The 17900-nt window shown below is 70.7% G+C and carries 7 protein-coding genes; 2 read left to right on the forward strand and 5 right to left on the reverse strand.

The window, feature by feature from the left end:
• Positions 1-281 precede the first annotated feature (281 nt).
• Together ACZ60B_RS06700 and ACZ60B_RS06705 are read right to left on the reverse strand one after the other, a co-directional pair.
• A complete protein-coding gene (locus ACZ60B_RS06700) occupies positions 282-1940 on the reverse strand; it encodes a hypothetical protein (protein ID WP_469384779.1) in 1659 nt (552 codons plus the stop codon).
• Positions 1941-2076: 136 nt separating this feature from the next.
• Positions 2077-6081 (reverse strand): LamG-like jellyroll fold domain-containing protein, encoded by a 4005-nt coding sequence (locus ACZ60B_RS06705; RefSeq protein WP_469384781.1) that lies wholly within the window; start codon positions 6079-6081, stop codon positions 2077-2079.
• Between the two features lie 250 nt (positions 6082-6331).
• Here ACZ60B_RS06705 and ACZ60B_RS06710 point away from each other — a divergent pair, with 250 nt between their 5' ends.
• Together ACZ60B_RS06710 and ACZ60B_RS06715 are read left to right on the forward strand one after the other, a co-directional pair.
• Positions 6332-14602, forward strand: a complete 8271-nt coding sequence (locus ACZ60B_RS06710; RefSeq protein WP_469384782.1) for a ricin-type beta-trefoil lectin domain protein — start codon at positions 6332-6334, stop codon at positions 14600-14602.
• Between the two features lie 64 nt (positions 14603-14666).
• Positions 14667-15179 (forward strand): hypothetical protein, encoded by a 513-nt coding sequence (locus tag ACZ60B_RS06715; protein WP_469384784.1) that lies wholly within the window; start codon positions 14667-14669, stop codon positions 15177-15179.
• Between the two features lie 134 nt (positions 15180-15313).
• On the opposite strand, the gene ACZ60B_RS06720 is transcribed toward ACZ60B_RS06715, so the two are convergent.
• The 3 genes from ACZ60B_RS06720 to ruvB form a co-directional block, all read right to left on the reverse strand.
• A complete protein-coding gene (locus tag ACZ60B_RS06720; RefSeq protein WP_469384785.1) occupies positions 15314-15649 on the reverse strand; it encodes a hypothetical protein in 336 nt (111 codons plus the stop codon).
• On the reverse strand, positions 15634-16230 hold the full coding sequence (locus ACZ60B_RS06725; protein ID WP_469384788.1) for an FAD/NAD(P)-binding protein: 597 nt from the start codon (positions 16228-16230) through the stop codon (positions 15634-15636). The genes ACZ60B_RS06720 and ACZ60B_RS06725 overlap by 16 nt, the downstream gene beginning before the upstream one ends.
• Before the next feature lie 442 nt (positions 16231-16672).
• On the reverse strand, positions 16673-17893 hold the full coding sequence (gene ruvB / locus ACZ60B_RS06730; protein ID WP_469384790.1) for a Holliday junction branch migration DNA helicase RuvB: 1221 nt from the start codon (positions 17891-17893) through the stop codon (positions 16673-16675).
• Between the last annotated feature and the right edge of the window lie 7 nt (positions 17894-17900).

Consider the following 17900-nt stretch of genomic DNA (forward strand, 5'->3'; position numbering starts at 1 on the left):
AGTGGGAGACCGGCCCCGCGCCATGTGCTGCAGCCGGCGGGAGTCGACCTCGCGGCCATCCGGCAGGGTGTAACGCGAAGGGCCTTCGGCCGGGACGAAGCCGGTGCCGGACAACGCTCGAGCGGACGCGATGTCCGCCGATTCGTGCCGGCACGCACGGCCTGGAGGCTGGTGCGGGTATGCCTGAGCAGTGCCGCCGCCTCGAACAGCTCGACTGGACCAGTTGACGTACGACGACAAGCCGCGCGGACCGACCAGGCAGGCGGCGGTTGTGACGCGGATCAGCGGACGTCGACGTAGTCGGTGACCCTGGTGCTGGTGAGGTAGTGGTTTCCGGTCTGGCGGCTGAGGGCGACGGCCCAGGTGCCGTCCTGTTTGGCGGTCACCCTGCCCTCGAGGTGGCCGTTGTGGTCGCTGGCCAGTTCGCAGACGTAGTGGTAGGTGGAGGAGCCGCGGGGCTTGAAGTAGAGGGTGGGGGCGCCCCCGTAGAGCGGCTTCCAGGTGGTGCCCTTCTTGTACTGGAGGGTGCCCGCGAAGCTGATCGACCGGCCCTTGCGGACCGGGTCGGGGGAGGCGCGGAAGCCGGTGATGCGGGTGGCGTAACGGTAGAGGTGCACGGGCTTAGTAGTGCTGGTGCCCAGGTCGGGATTGCCGTTGAAGCGGGCCCGCCAGTAGGCGTCGGTGTCCGGCTTGGTGAGGGTGCGGGCGAACGTCTCCGCAACCAGGGGCTTGTTGTGGCGGATCGGGACCGGAACGGTGGCCGCGTCCTTCCAGCCGCTCTTCCCGTCCTTGGAGTACTGCAGGGTGACGGTGGGCTTTGCGGGCCAGTGGGCGCGTGTGTCCTCGTAGTAGAGGTAGCCGTCGGCCGTCAGGGTCCCGTCGTCGTGGAGGAACGCGGTCACGGCGGTGTGGGTGGTGAAGGCGACGTGCAGGCTGAAGGGTTCGGTGGCGGTCTGCTGGAAGGGCATGCCGCCGCTGCCCGCGACGAGTTCGGCGCTCGGGGCGGCGTTGTCCGAGGAGACGTGCAGGGTGTAGTCGCCGTGGCTGTCGGTGGTCGTCCGCCCGGCCGCGTACGCGCTGTCCAGGAGGGTGATCGCGGTGTGCGGCAGCGGCTGCCAGCCCGACGCGGTCTGGATCTCCGCGTGGCCGGTGACGGTCCCCGTCGCACCCTGCTCCAGGTTCAGGGTGTGCGTGCTTGCCGAAAGGCGGACCGGTGCCTGCGCGGTGTGCAGGTTCTGCGGGGACACCGGCGGGTGGATCGCGCCCGGGTAGCGGCTGGAGGACCCGGGCACGGTGTACAGCCGGAAGGACGGCTCGGTGGGGACGAAGGCGGCGGTGAAGCGGCCGTCGGCGGCGGTGGTCGCGCTCGTGTGGACGTGCCCGGCGTCGACGTCGACGGTGACGCCGTCGGTGGGAGCCGGGGCGTCGGGGTCGCGGGGGTCGCGGGCGACCACGGTGCCGCTGACGGAGACGTCCTGGTGGAGGTAGTCCGGCACGTCCGGGGTGGTGGTGAGGCCGGTGACGGTGATGACGGTCCGGTAGTGCAGGGTGTGCGGCGAGAGGGCCCCGGTGACGGTGGCGCCGGAGGCGTCCTGCAGATCCACGGTCACCCGGTAGTCGCCGAGTTCGGCGAGGTGCACCGGCGCCCGCCAGACGCCGGAGCGGGCGTCCTGCCCCGCGTACTGGGTGAAGTCCTCGGTCGATCCGGCCTCCGGGACGCCGTCCGGTGCGTCCAGCGGGTAGAAGTGGGCCGTGACCCGGGTGAGCGGGCTGTCGGAGTGCGCCGTGACGAAGAGCAGGCCCGGCTCGTACCAGCCGTCGGCGTCGGACAGGACGGGACCGCCGGCGGTGCCGTCCGCGTGGGCCGGGGAGGTCCCCGTGAACAGGGAGGCGGACAGGGCGGTCGCCGTGGCCGCGGCCAGGAAGGTGCTGCGTCTCATGAGGGTTCCCAGGGCAGAGGTGGGTGTGTGGGCGGAGCGGGATTCCGCAACCGGAGCCGGATTGCGGATCCGTGTAGGCGCCGCCCGCACCCGGAAACGTCCGGGTGCGGGCGGCGCTACGGGTGACCGTCAGGTGTCAGTCGAGCTGGGCGACCTTGGGCAGGTCACCGGCGGACGCGGCGTCGGCCGGGGGAAGGGCGTAGGGATAGATGCGTACGTCGCTGATCGCGCCGTTGGTGTATTCGCCGTAGGTCCCCGAGGAGAGCTTCCGGCCCAGCTGCAACGGGCCGGTGGCGTTCCACGGAGAGTAGGTCCAGTCGTTGGTGGCGGCGAGTTTGCCGTCGACGTAGAGACGGATCTCCTTGGCGGTGGCGTCGTACATGCCGACGAGATGGGTCCACCGGCCCGCGACCGGCTTGCCGCCGTAGGTCGCGCGCCACACGGCGCCACTCCCGTCGGTGCTGTGCCGGCCGAAGGCCCAGGACTTGGCGCCGGAGGAGTAGTACAGCTGGAATCCGTTGTTGGTGGTGCCGTTCTGGGACAGGAAGGTGCTGTTGGCGGTGCCCAGTGAGGTGAGCTTGACCCACGCGGAGACGGTGAAGCTCTTGGAGGTGTCCACGGCCGGACCGGTCGTACTGGCGTAGCCGGTGGTGCCGTTGAGGGTCACGGCGTTGCCGCGGGTGGTGTCGTTGGTCCAGGAGTAGCCGCCGGACAGGCCGGCGGTGAGGGTTCCATTGCTGTCCGCGGTCGTGACGCCGCTGCCTTCGGCCAGCTTCCACCAGTGGGTGGCGGTGTCGGTGACCGATCCCAGTGAGACGGCCGGGGCGAAGTCATAGGTCGGCGGGGAGGTGAGGACCAGGCTCTGGCGGTAGTTGTACTCGAGGAGCTGGCCGTAGGCGTCGACGGCGTACAGGTCCGGCATGCCGTCCGGGGCGCCGGGGTTGGTGGAGGTGCTGCGGACCGGGCTGTTGACGTCGCCGGGTGAGGCGACGACCGGGTAGGCGGTCGGCGACAGGGTGAGCCCGAGGCTGGTGTGCGTGCCCGGGTGGAGCAGGTCGGGGACCAGTGTGGCCGGGTCGACGGTGATCGGGTAGCTGTACAGCTGGCCGGTCGTGTTGTCGCGGGACCACAGGACGGGCTTGCCCTTGAAGGTGCCCGCGGCGATCAGGCTCTGGCCGGTCCAGTCGCCGTCACCGAGCAGGAGCGGGTTCTTGAGGTGGTAGCCGCCGTCGGACTGGTAGATCCACAGTTCCTTGTTCTCGACGGTGATGACGGCGGGGTGGTCGTCGGTGTTGCCGAAGACGTTGCCCGGGGCGATGAGCTGGCTGACGTTCCAGCTCGTGCTGTTGTAGTCGGTGGTGCGGCAGCGGGTGTCGTCGGCGACGACGTCGGAGGCCGCGCAGGCGTCCTTGACGACGCGGTCGAAGCGCTTGTCGACGAAGCCGCCGAGGGTGGACCAGGGGGTGCGGGGGACGGAGGCGTCGTCGACCGGGTCCAGGTCGTTCTTGACGATGTAGAGGTTGTGGCCGGTCTTGTTGTACGCCCACAGGTCGTCGCCGCTCGCGCCGTGCAGGTTGCCGCGGTGGGCGATGAGGTAGTTGTTCCAGCCGGTGCCGTCGGGGGAGTCCTCCTTGGTGGAGACCGTGACGGGGCCGGTGACGGCGGGCGGGGTGCCGGTGACCGGGTCGCTGTGGACGGGGGCGGTGTTCTGGCCCGGGTCCTGGTTGCCGGGGATCAGGTCGAGGTCGCCGGTCTTGGTGGTGGCCAGCAGGTCGGGCACGCCGTCGCCGGAGATGTCGCCCGGCTTGACGGGGGTGGCGGGGTTCCAGGGGACCGTGAAGGTGTAACCGGCGGGGCTGGTCGAGATGTTGCCCGCCTTGTCGACCGCGGCGACGTACAGGGTGTGCACTCCCCAGTCCTGGATCGGGACGGGGACGGTGGCGGTGGAGCGGCCCTCGCTGTCGGTGCCGGAGACCGCGGCGGCGGTGCCGTCGGCCTCGGTGGGCGGGCTGTCGAGCTGCCAGAGGAAGGACTTCATGCCGCTGGACTTGCAGGGGCCGGGGACGCAGGTGTCGTCGCCGGCGGCGGCGTCGGTGCCGGCCACGGTGAAGTCGGTGGTCTTGCCGGGGCCCGCGTAGACCGGGTCGCCCTCGCGCGCCGTTCCGACGGGCGGGAAGGCGGCGTTGCCGGAGATGTCCGGGGTGGGCGGTGCCGTGAAGTCGGTGGTGAACCAGCAGTGGTCGGACCTGGCCGACGTCAGGGCCTGCGCCGAGTCGTCCTCGGCGTAGACGTCCCAGCCGTACTGGTGGCCGTCCTTCAAGGTGGCGCCGATCTTCATCGGCGCGTCCGAACCGGACGCCAGCCAGCCGCTGTCGGGACTGGAGACGGAGGCCCCGCTGCCGTCGCCGTCCGGGTCGACGGTGCGGTCCCAGACGTAGTAGTGCGCCCTGACGTTCTCGCCCGACATCTGGCTGGTGACGGTGGAGTGCAGGGTGACGTTGCTGCCGGCGTCCGAGTAGGTGGTGGCGCCGATCCAGCCGGCTCCGCTGGTGGTGCAGGGGGCGGAGGCGTCGGCGGCGGCAGGGGTGAAGTGCAGGTCGGTCGGGATGCCCGGCGGGATGTCGAACTTGGTGGTGAGGGTCAGCGTGGTCGACAGGCGCAGGTAGTCGTCGTTGCCGGACGACTCCGACTCGTTGCCGTACAGGCCGATGGTCCAGGTGTTGGCGCCGTCGCCGAAGGTGCCGTCGGCGTCGTATCCGTTGCCGTCCTCGTCGGCGATCTTCTGCGCCTGGGCCTTCACGTGGAAGGTGGCGGTGCTGTTGCTGCAGGAGCTGCCGGAGTTGGCGCCGCTGGGCACGGTGTCGGTCACCGGCGGGAATGCGGTGTCGTGGACGCCGGGGCGCGACAGCCAGTCGGTGCTCGCGCTGATGGCGTTGGTGGTGTGCAGCGTGAGGGGCTGGTTCTGGCTGCAGTCGTAGCTCGCCGCGAAGGTGGTGGAGATCTTCACGTAGGCGTCGTCCACGACGAACGAGGAGTGCAGTCCGCTGGTGTTGATCGCCCAGTACGAGCGCTCGACGCCGACTCCGCAGGCGCCGCCCCAGCGTTGGTAGCCCGCGCCCTGGCCGTTGGTCTGCGCTTTGTCGTACTGCGGGGAGTTGTCGCAGGTGGAGCTGGAGTAGATCTCGGTGTAGTGGCTCGCGGTGGAGGTGACCGGGTTGGTGTAGGGGTCGATGTACACCGGGTAGGCGGTGTCCGGGTCGCTGAGCATGCCCGCGTCGGGGGTCAGCGTCACGGCCTTGCTCGTGGCGGTCATGGCTACCGGCTCGGTGGTGGCCTCCGGGCCGGGGCCGTCCACCGAGGACGTCACGTCTGCGGCCGGTCCGCCGAGCTCGGCGGAGGTGGTGGCGGAGTCCCACATCAGCGGCTGCGGGCTGGTGTAGGCCAGGTCGCCGTCGGCGGCGGTCGCCTGCATGGTGTCGGCGTCGGTGGTGGCCAGTGTGAGGTCGTGGACGTCGACCGCGGGCTGGAGCTTGCGAAGCTGCGGGTCGGCGGCCGCAGCCGCGTCGTGGACGACCAGGACGTCGCTGAAGCCGCCCTGGTCGGTGACGGACACCGACAGGTCGACGCCGGGCAGCACCGAGGGGTACACCGCGGTGTCGCCGCTGACGGTCGGTGCGGGCAGCGTGAACGGCAGGGTCAGGGCCATGCCGGGCCCGTCGGCGTGGGTGAGTTCGACCAGCGGGCCGTCGCCGCCGCCCGAGAGCGTCACGGCGTTCGGTGTGGCCTCGGGTGCGAAACCGCCGTGGCCGTCGGACGTCAGGGTGGAGTCGACCGGGGTCCACTTGCCGTCCTTGTAGACCCGGGTGGGCAGTGCGCTGGTCGTGTTGGTGAAGGTGCCGTCGGGCAGTGCCTCGGTGGTGGACACCTCCGTGGTCAGCGCGTCCACCGGGACCGTCTTCCCGGTGGAGACGGCCTCGGTCCGGGCCGCGAGCAGCGGGTCGGCGGGGGCGGGCGAGGAGTCGTCGGCGGCCGCCGGGAGCGCCGGAACGGCCGCCACCAGGCTCAACACGGCGGCGAACAGGGCCAGTCGGCCGGCCGCGGCCGTGCGTCTGCGGCCGGTGCGGATCGGTGGTCTCAACACCTGGTGGGCTTCCTTCGGTTCGCGGGCAGCGGGTGGGGGAAAGCCCGGGTGCCACAGAGAGCAGGAAAGTGATCAACTGCGGCATAGAAAACTACACAGACATTGTCATGCGCATGCATGGTTTCTTCATGGAAACGGCAAAGGGTCTTGAGTCGCGATCATGACCATACCTAGCCTCCGGTCGATCACTGACCAGTGATCGGACTGTGTGACAGCCCCTCAAAAGGGCTGTGTTGTGGGGGGATTACGCGTGAGTGGCAGACGGCGCTGGTTCGCGGGCACGTGGCACCGGAGATTCTTCGGCGGACCGGGGCTGTGGACGGTTCCGCTCGCGCTGTTCGCACTGCTGTTGCCGGTGGCGATCGCCGGCGGGTTCGGCATGCCGGGCTTCCTGGCCGGCCATGACGGCGGCGACGGCTTCGGCCGCCACGGCGGCTTCTCGTTCGACGGCAAGGTGTGGCGGCCCAAGAAGCTGCCCGTCACCAAGGCCGTAGGAGCGCATCTCCTCCAGCCGAAGGTGAACAAGCACCCCAAGGGCTACAAGGCACTGGGCACTTACCGGTCCCAGGCGGCCCACTGGCCCACGGCCGGCACCGCCGTCGTCGACCTGGGCTCACAGGGGAAGCCGGTCAAGGCGGGGTCGCTGCCCGTGTGGGTGGCACCCGCCGATGCCGGGCACGGCGTCGACTCCGTACGCGTGCAGTCCGCCTCCCGCGCCCAGACGCTGCGCACCGGCGCCAACGGCATGCTCCTCGGCATCACCCCCTCCGGCGCCACGTCCGCGAAGGGCCGGGTGAAGGTCGTCATCGACTACTCGGCCATCGCCCGTGCGTACGGCGGTGGTTACGGCTCCCGGCTGCGGCTGGTGCAGCTGCCGGGCTGCGCCCTCACCACTCCGCAGAAGCCGGAGTGCCAGAAGGCCACGCCGCTGAAGTTCACCAACCGGGCGTCCGCGGAGCAGCTGACGGCGACCGTCGCGATGAACTCCGCATCCGGTGCGGGCGAGGGGACGGACTCCAACCCGGCTGAGGGCGGGGCCGGTTCCGAGCCCTCCGCAAGTGCCAGCCCCTCGCCGTCCTCGGACGGCGCGGGCACGGGCACCGGTGACGCCACCGCGACTCCGAGCGCGAGTGCAAGTGCAAGTGCGCAGACTTCGCAGCCCTCACCGTCCGGCCAGGGCATCGCCACCCCGAAGCCGTCCGAAGGGGCGAACGGCCCGGCGGCGATGTCGGCCCGCACCGCACCCCTGACCGCGGCCGCTGCCGCCGGTACCACGGCGCTCGCGGTGACCTCCGGCACCTCCGGGTCGCAAGGCGACTACGGGGCCACGGAGTTGTCCGCGGCGGGAACCTGGCAGGCTTCGGCGACGGGCTCGTTCACGTATTCGTACCCGATCTCCGTACCGTCCGCCGTCGGCAGCAACGCGCCGACCGTCGGGCTCGGTTACGACTCCCAGTCCGTCGACGGCGAGACGACAGCCCGCAACTCCCAGTCGTCCTGGGTCGGCGACGGCTGGAGCTATCAGGTCGGTTCGGTCGAGCGGGCGTACCGCAAGTGCGACTCCTTTCTCGACTCCAATGGCGACAAAATCCTCAAGGGCTCGGGAGACGAGTGCTGGGACGGCGACAACGCCATGCTGTCCTTCGGCTCGCACTCCGGCGTACTCGTGCCCGACGGGGTGGACTCCACCGTGCCCGGGGAGATCAAGCAGTGGCGGCTGCAGGGTGACGACGGCACCCTCGTGCAGGAGTTGTCCGGCGCGGACAACGGCCTGCACGACGGCGTCTACTACCGGGTCCTGACCACGGACGGCACCGCGGCCTACTTCGGCGCCGACCACGCCCCGGACGGTCCCGGCAGCGCCGCCATGCCCGCGAACCCCGATGACGCCTCCACACACTCCGCCTGGGGCGTCCCGGTCCTCCACCCGCGATCGAGCGACCCCTGCCACGACGACGCCAAGGGCAAGGCGTCCCGGTGCGACAAGCCCGAGGGCTGGCGCTGGAACCTCGACTTCGTGGTCACCCCGTCCGGATTCGTGCAGCGCTACGACTACACGACCGAATCGAACTACTACGACCTGGGCGGCGGCCAGGCGGCCGAGTCCACCGACCAGGACGACACCGGCACGCTGACCTCGTACACCCGCGGCGGCGCCCTGACGCTCATCTCCTACGGCTACACGCTGGCCGACGAGCGGGCCGGGCGCACCCCCGCCGCGGAGGTGGACTTCGGCCTGGCCCAGCGCTGCCAGACCACCAGCACGTTCACCGACTGTTCGGCCGACAACCTCAAGGACGGCACCAGCACCCACTGGCCGGACGTGCCGTGGGACCTGCACTGCGACTCCACCGACAAGACCAAACTTCCCGACGGCGCCACCAGCGTCCCCGACGACGTGTGCGTCACGTCGGGACCCACGTTCTGGACCACCACCCGGCTCGCCTCCATCACCACCAAGGTCCACGTGAAGGCGACCGACCAGCTCACCGCGGTCGACTCCTACAAGCTGGGCCAGGTCTACTCGGACGCGGGCGGCACCGTCGACCCGGTCACCGGCACCACGGTGGACCCGAAGGACGCCGGGATGCTGCAGGCCGTGATGTGGCTGCAGTCCGTCCAGCACACCGGCAAGGACACCTACGACAACGGCAACAGCGACATCACGCTGAACCAGGTGTCGTTCACCGGCACCGAGATCGACAACCGGGTCGACGACGACTCCCCGTCGGCCCCGCCGCTGTACCGGCCGCGCATCTCGAGCGTGCAGACGGAGACCGGCGAGTCGATCGCGGTCGAGTACAACTCGGCACCGTGCGCGGGCAAGACGCTCTCGATCTCCCACGCGGACAGCAACACCGAGTCCTGCTACCCCGTCTACTGGACCGTGCCCGGCGCCTCCAAGCCGATCGCGGACTGGTTCAACAAGGTCACCGTCAACAGCGTGGCCGTGTCCGACCTGACCATCGCGGGCCAGTACGAGCCGGACGCCCAGAACAACCCGGCGGGCTCCGAGACCCAGATCTCCCGCTACAGCTACACCGGGCCGGCCTGGCACCGCGACGACTCCGCCACCACGGACGACCAGTACCGCACCTGGGACCAGTTCCGCGGCTTCCACACCGTCACCGTGCAGACCGGCCAGGCCCCCGAACCGGTCACCCAGCAGACCACCACCTATCTGCAGGGCATGGACGGCGACTACAAGGCCGACGGCACCCGCCGCTCCGTCAGCGTCGACGCCAAGGTCGGCGGCAGCGCGGTGCTGAGCGTGACCGACTCCGACCTGCTGTCCGGCACCGCGCTCCAGAACGACACCTACACCCAGGCCGGCGGCACCGTCGACGCCGTCAGCATCGACGGTCCGTTCTCCTTCACCACCACGGCCTCCGCGAATCAGACGCCGTGGACGGACTGGACCCAGGAGGACAACCCCGGCGACACGAAACCGGCCCTGTCCACCCTGCCCGACCTCACCGCACACCGGCTCAAGTCGAGCAGCACGCTGAAGTACGAACTCCTCGCCGACGGGACCTGGCGGCACACCAAGTCCGACACCACGTACGACAGCCGGGGCCGCCTGTCGACCGTCGACGACCACGGTGACGGCGCCGACCCCGCACAGGAGAAGTGCGCCACCACCACCTACGCGACGCCGCCGGCCGACAACCCGATGGCCCTGTCCTACCCGGACCAGGCCACCACGGTCAGCGGCCCGTGCGGCACCGCGCCGAGCGCCGGCACCCTCATCGCGGACCGCAAGCTCTACTACGACGGCGACGGCAGCCTCACCGACCTGGGAACGTTCGGGCAGCTCGAGCAGTCCGGCAGCACGGCCGTCGGCCGGGTCACCGCCGTGCGCACGGCCACCGGTTACACCGGCACCACGGAGAACTGGCAGACCAACTCGGCGATGAAGTACGACGGCGCCGGCCGGATCACCGACACCGTCGACGTCACCGGGCAGAACACCCACACGGACTTCACCCCGCCCTGGACATCGGCCGGCGGCAACACCGACCCCACCGCCATCACCACCACCAACTCCCAGAATTGGAAGGTCACTTCCTCCCTCGACCCGCTGCGGGGCCTCGCCACCGAGAACGTCGACGCCAACGACCGCAAGACCGACATGACGTACGACGCGCTCGGCCGCCGCACCGCGGTGTGGCTCCCCGGCCGGGACAAGGCCGCCGGTCGGAGCGCCGACCGCACCTTCGCCTACTCGATCGACCCCGGCGCCGTCCCCGCACCGGGCGGCACCATCACCCAGCCGGGCGCGCCGACCTCGGTCACCTCCAAGACCCTGCGCGACGACGGCACCTACGCCACCTCCGTCACGATCTACGACGGCATGCTCCAGCCCCGCCAGACCCAGGACACCGCCATGGGTGACTCCAACTCGGGCCGGGTCATCTCCGACACGTTCTACGACTCCCACGGCTGGCAGGTGGCGTCGTACGCGCCGTACTCGGAGCCGAACAACTTCCCCTCGACCACGCTGTACGCCGCGAACGAGAACCAGATCCCCTCGGAGACCACCACCACCTACGACGGTGAGGGCCGGCCCCTGAAGGAGACCCTCTGGCACCAGGCCGCCGAGCAGTGGCACTCTTCCACCGGCTACCCCGGTGCCGACGAGGTCGACACCACGGCGCCCGCCGGAGGCCGTTCCACCGCCACGTTCACCAATGCCATCGGCCAGACCACCAGCACGGTGGTGAAGAACACCGGCTCCACCGTCACCCTGACCGGCGGCTCGGTGATCCCCTCGGGGACGTCGCTCACCTCCGACAGCGTGCGCCTGACCATGCAGTCGGACGGCAACCTCGTGCTGTCCGCCCTGGCGACCGGCGCGACGATCTGGTCCTCCGGCACATCCGGCCACGCCGGTGCCTGGGCCAAGTTCGGCACCGACGGCAACCTCGTCGTCTACAGCACGGCCGTCGCCCAGCTGTGGACCACCGGCCTGGCGGCCACCACCGGCGCCACCTTCCAGGTCCGCAACGACTCCACCGCGGCTGTCGTCGCCTCCAACGGCACCACCACGCTGTGGAAGCAGGGCACCGCAGGTGCCGTGGCGGCTGCGGATGCCACCACCAAGTACACCTACTTCCCCGCGGGCCAGATCGAGTCGGTCAAGGACAACGCGGGCAACACCTGGTCGTACACCTACAACCTGCTCGGCCAGAAGCTGACCCAGACCGACCCCAACACCGGTAAAACCACGTTCGACAAGTACGACGTCGCCGGCAACCTCCTGCAGACCACAGACGCCCGTGGCCAGGCGACGTCCTTCACCTACGACTGGGACAACCGCCCCACCGCCGAGTACGCCGCGCCCTGGTCCGCCACGCCGGACCAGTCCAAGCTGCTGGTCTCGCACCTGTACGACACGCTGGCCAAGGGGTACCAGACCTCTGCCACTCGCTACGTCGGCGGCGCCAACGGATCGGCGTACACGCAGGCCGTCACCGACTACAACACGGCCTACCAGCCGCTGGGCACCACGCTGACCATCCCGTCCTCCGACGGCTTCGCCGCGGCCGGACAGTCCAGCGCGCCCACCTCGGGCAGCGTCACCTACACCACCACCAGCCGCTACACGGACACCGTCGGCCTGCTGTCCACCACGCACTTCCAGGCGGACGGCAACCTGCCGGCCGAGGACATCGACTACGGCTACACCCAGCAGGGCAACCTCGACGGCATCGGCGGCTTCATCAACTCCGCCAACACCCCCGCCTACCTCGACACCGCCGTCCACGACGCCTTCGGACGCGTCCTCCAGGCCGACTACGGCCACACCGGCAAGGAACTGGCGACCTTCGCCCAGTACGACGCCACCACCGGACGCGTCACCCAGAGCAGCAGCATGCTGCAGACCTCCACGACCGCCCTGGACGTCACCAACCTGCGCTACAACCAGGCCGGCGAACTCACCGCCGTCGACGACCTGCAGGACAACACCAAGCACGACACCCAGTGCTTCACCTACGACTCCTTCCAGCGGCTGACCGCCGCCTGGACGGACACCGCCGGCATCACCGACCCGGGTGCGGCGACTCCCGGCGCGGTCGGCGGCTGCACCACGACGCGCGTGCAGACCGGCACCACGTCCCCGATCACCGCCACCACCGTCGGAGGGCCGGCGCCGTACTGGCAGACCTACACCTACGACCAGCTCGGCGACCGCACCGGCACGGTCAACCACGACACCACCGGCAACGCGCTCAACGACGCCACGCAGAGCATCAGTTACCCCGGCGCGAACGGCACGTCGCCCGCGCCCCTGCCCGACCAGGCGGGTACGGCCACCCTCACGAACCCGTCCGGAACGGCGACCGTCGCCTCCACCTACGCCGACCCCGCCTACGCCAACGCGAACGCCGGCGACACCATCACCCGCAAGGTGACCACCACTGGCCCGCTGACCAGCTCGTTCACCATCACGGGCGGGGTCAAGCGGTGCGTCGACGACGCGGGCGGCGCCACCACCGCGGGCACCAAGGTGCAGATCAACACCTGCAACGGCGCCACCAGCGAGAAGTGGACCGTCGGCACCGACGGCACGATCAAGGTGCTGGGCATGTGCCTGGACACCACCGGCAACGCCACCACCAGCGGCACCCTCGTGGTGATCGACACCTGCAAGACCGACGCCACCCAGAAGTGGAAGGTCACCACCACCGGCACCCTGGTCAGCAGCGCCAACACCGCGATGTGCCTGACCGACCCGGCCTCCTCCGCCACCACCGGCACCCAGCTGACCCTCGCCACCTGCGGCGGCAGCGGCCAGACCTGGACCAACGCCGCGACCGGCGCCATCCCGGCCGGCCAGAACCAGACCTTCACCTACGACGCCGAAGGCCGCACCGCCACCGTCGCCACGACCTCCGGCACCCACACCAACACCAGCAAGTACCTCTACGACGCCCAGGGCGGCCTGCTCGAACAGACCGCCGCGGTCGACGGCGTCGACAGGACCCGCGTCCTCTACCTCTTCGGCGGCGCCGAGCAGATCACCCTCAACGTCTCCGCCAAGTCCTGGACCGGCCTGCGCAACATCACCGGACCCGACGGCACCACCGTCACCCGCTCCAGCACCGGAAGCGTCACCTACCAGGTCGCCAACGGCCAGGGCACCGCGCTGACCGCCGTCGACGCGTCCACCCTCGCCGTCACCCGCCGCTCGTACGACCCGTACGGCAACCCCCGCGGCACCAAGCCGAGTTCGTGGGTCGCCGCGGACGAGAACAAGGGCTTCCTCGGACAGCCCGCCGACCCGGTCACCGGCCTCGATCTGCTGGGGGCCCGTAACTACGACCCCGTCACAGGCCGCTTCCTCAGCCCCGACCCGGTCTTCCAGGCGGGTGACCCCAACCAGATGGGCGGCTACACCTACGCCGCCGACAACCCCGCCAGCAGCAGCGACCCCACGGGCTTCGACGACTGGTACAACGACCCGTCGATGAACAAGTGCGCCGTCGACTGCGGCGGTGGGAAGAAGCACCACAGCGGCGGGGGCACCAAGAGTTCCAGCGGCTCACCCGCTCCGTCGACCACCCCAGCGCCTTCCATGGGGCCGACCCCGACCTCCACGCAGACCCCGACGCCCACGCTCGGTGAAACCCCCTGCCAGCCCGAGGACTTCGGCACCGACCGGTGCGAAAGCTATGACGGCGGACAGCTGATCTACACGGCCGTCGGCGTAGCGGTGCTGCCGGTTGCCTTGTGGTGCATCGGCTCAGGTGTCCTGGACTGTGTCGCGGGAGCCATTACCGGCGCCGCCGATGCGGAGGCAGGCGGCAGCATGCTTCTCGGTGTCCGCGTGGTGGGCCTCGGCGTGGGCGCTGCACGAGCCATGGAGCAGGGGGCGACGGATGCCGCCGCGGCGGGTGCTGAAGCAAGTGCTTCAAGCGAGGCCGCCGACGACGCAGCCGACCTCGTCGCCGCGAAGCGGGCCAACGCGCAGGAGCGGGCTCGCGCGACGGATGCCGAGGCGGCCGAGCCGAGTTCTCCCGACGCCGGAGCGTCAGGGACCGAGCCGTCGGCGCGTGACTCCCGTGCGCCCGTCCAGAAAACGGCTCCCGGCCGCAAGGCTTCCTCGGCGGCGACCGTCACCAAGTCCAGTCTGCCCAGGGGCACACGGATCGAGGACGGCCTCGCCGGGGCGCGCAATCTTCGCAACCGGATGGCACAACGCACCCTGTTCCCCAACGGTGACGGCATCCCGGTCAGCAGCGGCATGATGAAGAAGGCATGGACGGCCGGCTACAACGCCGAGACGCACGAGATAGCTGTCGCCTCCTCCGGCTGCGGGTACTGCGCGGAAGGCAACGTGATCAACGCCTTGGGCGGAGACGCAAACCGTGTCGTGCTGACCCGTGCCCTGATCTGGGACCCCGAGTTGGGAGCCTGGGACGAGATGCCCATCTGCGACAAGTGCCAGGGGTTCCTCTTTCCCGAGGACGTCGAGCCCGGAGCCCTGTTCATGGACGGCCCGTGGAACAAGAAGTGATCCACACGACTCCTATACTCCACGCCATGAACGACACCTCTGAGACCGCACCTGGAGGACAGGCATGACCACAAGGCCCTCGCTGATTCAGGCCGAGCGGGTCGACTGGGCTTCACTGCGGTGCGGTTGCGGTGAAACAGGCGCCCACGTCCCGGAGACGTTCGCCCGTCTGGTGGAGGCCGGCAGCCCCGCCGAGATCGCGGAGGCGACGCTCGAGGGGCACATCAACATCCAGTCGCTGCTGTTCGAGGTGGCGGTTCCGGTGACGTCGCTGATCGCCGCCGCCTTGCAGGAGGATCTTGCCGAGCCTGTGCGGCTAAGGCTGCTGAATGACCTTCTGACCTGCGTGGCGGGGGAATCCCACTGGACGGAGGTCGAGGCGGGCGCTCCCGAGATCGAAGTGGACTGCCAGATCGCGGCGCGGGAGGCCATCTGGACGCTCTACCAGGAGTACGCCACGGGCCACGCGATGCTCGCCCGGTACATCCTGGAGGAGGTGGACCCGGACGAGGAGAGGTTCTCCCACTTCGACGCCAAGCTGATCAGCCGCGTCCAGAAGGCGGCCAAGCGCCACTGAGCCCGCCCAACCCCGCACGGTGCGCGGCGCGGTGAGTGACCTCGGACGGGTCCGCCCCCCGGCCGGCGGGCGGACCCGGGCCGGCCGTGCTCCTCGCCTCCACGACCGGACGAGGATCACTCTGCTCATCCTGTTCAGCACAACGGGCGCCGTGCGGACCCGCCACTCAAGTGAGCGTCGCCCTCACGGGTGGTGCCGTGCTTGCCCTCGTACCGTTCGATCGCCTCCCGGACCGAGCGGGGCAGCGGGACCTCGCGGAACTCCCCCGCCTTGCGGTGCTTGAGCTTCACCGGCCGGCGGGTGTCGGAGTGGATCTGCTCGTGCACCCGGCAGACGCCGGCGGCCACGAGGTTGTTGATGTCCACGGCCCGGGCCTCGCCGTTGCGCAGCCCGCACCCCGCCATCATCACGATCTCCAGCGCCAGGTCCTCCCCCGCGACGGCCAGGGCCTGCTTCAGGTCCCGGACCATCCTCTCTGCCCATCCCGTCCCGCCAGGCGCCCCGGACGGGCAGAAGCCCCGACCTGTCCGACGACGAACCCAGCCCGGTCCCGGGCGTGCACGACCTCCTTGCCGAGCACCTCGGCGGCGGCGAGGGCGACGGCGCTGCGCAGAGCCGTGGATGCGGTCGAGTCACTCCCGGCCGGTGCGGTGCGCACCGGCCGGGAGTGGACATGGTCGAGATCCGCGACGCCGGAGAAGGCGAGGGTGGGGACGGCGATGCCAAGCATGTCGGCGAGATACGAGCCGTAGCGGTACCGGGAGGCGAAGTCCGCCGCGGTGACAGTGGATTCGCCGTGCCGACAGAGCCGATGCCGGAAGTGACCCGGGTCGTCCGGGCAGCAGCTCATGCCACCGACGGGCACGTCGAGCCGGTGCTCGGGAACCTCGGTGGCGTACACGGTGCCCCGGCCCGCCTCTGGAGCGGGGTCGACGAGGATCGGATCGAGCGGGGCACGGCGTCGGGCCGCCCCTTCGCACGGCTGGACGGAGATCACCCTCGCCGACGTCGTCCGCGCGATGGACGGACCACTCGTCAGCGTGCGGGACATGAAGCCGACGGGGCGACATCGTCCAGCGACAGCCGGCTCCTGCCCCGGCGTCCGGTCGCCCCTCACCTCAAGGCCCGCCCCCGGGCGTGCGTCCTGGCGTCGCCCGGGGGCGGCACCGGCCGGCAGTGGCAGCGCGTCGGCCAGTAGGCACTTCCGCTTGTCGCGGGGCCCGGCCCGGCCCCACGCACCAACGCTGCTCGACCCCGCCTGCATCGTCACCGGCCGTCACCGGGATCCGGACCATACGCGGCCCGGCGCCCTGCAATCGACGTACTGGACCACCGGTCCTGCCGGCCGGAAGGCTGCCTCGCTCGTACCGCCGGCAGACCGAGGACCTGCCGGTGTCGTACTCCCCCGAAGAAGCTCGGCCTCTGCCAGAAGTACTCGGTGCGGCGGTGGGACGGCCGGTCCTTGGCGGTTCGCGTACGGGCGGCCATGGGTCTCACCGTCGCGGGGGCCGGTGCCGGGGGGCGGCCGGGGATGTGATCCGTCCGGTGCGGCCTCCGGGCGGGTCGTCCTGTCCGGAATTGCCGTTCTGGTGTCCCGGGGGCGCGGTCCGGGACGGCCCGGGCGGCGGTACGAGCCCGAAGTGGGCCCAGGCGGCGGGCATCGCGACCCGCCCCCGGGGCGTCCGGGCCAGCAGCCCCTCCCGGACCAGGAACGGCTCGGCGACCTCCTCCACCGTCTCCCGCTCCTCCCCCACGGCGACCGCGAGGGTGGACAGACCGACCGGTCCGCCACCGAACAGCTTCAGCAGGGCGTGCAGCACGGCCCGGTCCAAGCGGTCCAGGCCACGACCGTCGACCTCGTAGACCCCCAGGGCCGCGGACGCGATCTGGCGGGTGACCGCTCCGTCCGCGGTGACCTCGGCGTAGTCCCGCGCCCGGCGCAGCAGCCGGTTGGCGATGCGGGGCGTGCCGCGGGAGCGGCCGGCGATCTCGGCGGCGCCCGCGGGCTCGACCTCCACCTCCAGCAGCCGGGCGGAGCGGTGGATGACGCGCTCCAGTTCGGCCGGGTCGTAGAACTCCATGTGGGCGGTGAAGCCGAAGCGGTCGCGCAGCGGCGGGAGCAGCAGGCCGGCCCGGACGGTGGCGCCGACGAGGGTGAACGGCGGCAGCTCGAGGGACATGGCGGTCGCGTCGAGGCCGGTGCCGACGACGATGTCGACACGGAAGTCCTCCATCGCCAGGTAGAGCATCTCCTCGGCGGGCCGGGACATCCGGTGGATCTCGTCGAGGAAGAGGACCTCGCCCCCGGTGAGCGAGGCCAGGACCGCCGCCAGATCCCCGGGGCGCTGGATGGCGGGGCCGGAGGTGATGCGCAGCGGGGCTCCCATCTCCGCGGCGATGATCATCGCCAGGGTGGTCTTGCCGAGCCCCGGGGCACCGGAGAGCAGCACGTGGTCGGCGGTGACGCTCCGCTGCCGCGCGGCCCTGAGGACGAGGTCGAGCTGCTCGCGGACCCGTACTTGGCCGATGAACCCGGCCAGGTCCTTGGGGCGCAACGCCGCCTCGGTCACCCGGTCCTCGCCGTCGGCGGCGGCCGCGACCGGCCGGTGGACCGGCTCCGCCGCAGGGGGCCGGCCGACGGCGGTCCTGCCCGGGGTCGGCGTCTCGTCCCGAGGCGTGGCGGCGCCGGGGACCACGGTGCCGCCCCGGTTCACCGGCGTT

The sequence above is a fragment of the Streptomyces sp. NPDC104096 genome (assembly GCF_055584385.1).

Excerpts from the sequence above, each read along its gene's own strand:
- ACZ60B_RS06700 (WP_469384779.1), bottom strand. The coding sequence starts at position 1,940 with ATGAGACGCAGCACCTTCCTGGCCGCGGCCACGGCGACCGCCCTGTCC.
- ACZ60B_RS06715 (WP_469384784.1), top strand. The coding sequence starts at position 14,667 with ATGACCACAAGGCCCTCGCTGATTCAGGCCGAGCGGGTCGACTGGGCT.
- ACZ60B_RS06720 (WP_469384785.1), bottom strand. The coding sequence starts at position 15,649 with ATGGTCCGGGACCTGAAGCAGGCCCTGGCCGTCGCGGGGGAGGACCTG.
- ACZ60B_RS06725 (WP_469384788.1), bottom strand. The coding sequence starts at position 16,230 with ATGTCCCGCACGCTGACGAGTGGTCCGTCCATCGCGCGGACGACGTCG.